Annotated in this window: 1 protein-coding gene; it reads right to left on the bottom strand. The window is 28.0% G+C overall.

Annotated elements, in window-relative coordinates; genetic code table 11:
* Window positions 1-154: 154 nt before the first annotated feature.
* The coding region (locus RU87_RS09685; protein ID WP_096835861.1) for a hypothetical protein at window positions 155-535 on the bottom strand (381 nt) is incomplete at its 5' end.

Below are 535 nucleotides of genomic sequence, written 5' to 3'. Positions count from 1 at the left end.
CTGGCGGATTTGTGGATGATTCTGAAATCAATATCCTGATTATTGACTTCTAAAGTTATTGTACTTGTTTTTTTCTTTACACTCTTTTTTGTAGCATCAATTGCTTTTGCTAAAATTTCAGTTGTCATTTCACTATTCATAAACACCTAACTTCCTAATATTTTAAACCATGTATATCTAAGTTATATTTAACTTTCGAATTTTCGCTACCAATACAAGATTTTTTGATTTTATCAAAAATAGTGATATTGTCTATTCTTAATTTATCTACACCATCATCACTATATTCATATAGCGCATTATATTTACCAGAACCAATTATAGTGTCTATATTATTTGGATTTAATGATTTTTTTATTACGTATTTTTTTAAAGCATCATCATATTCTGCTTTATCACTTAAACGAAATTCTAAAGTAAAATAATTTTCATCCGAAACATATATCTTAACATCCGTATCCACATAATTCCCAAACAAAGATGGACCTAATATCGGTGAGTTTCGATATTCTACTCCAATGCCTTGCCACTCGAT

The organism is Pseudolactococcus plantarum (assembly GCF_002441715.1).
Lineage (GTDB): Bacteria > Bacillota > Bacilli > Lactobacillales > Streptococcaceae > Pseudolactococcus > Pseudolactococcus plantarum.
Note: the sequence above shows the minus strand (reverse complement) of the source record. Positions and strands in the feature narration are given on the sequence as shown.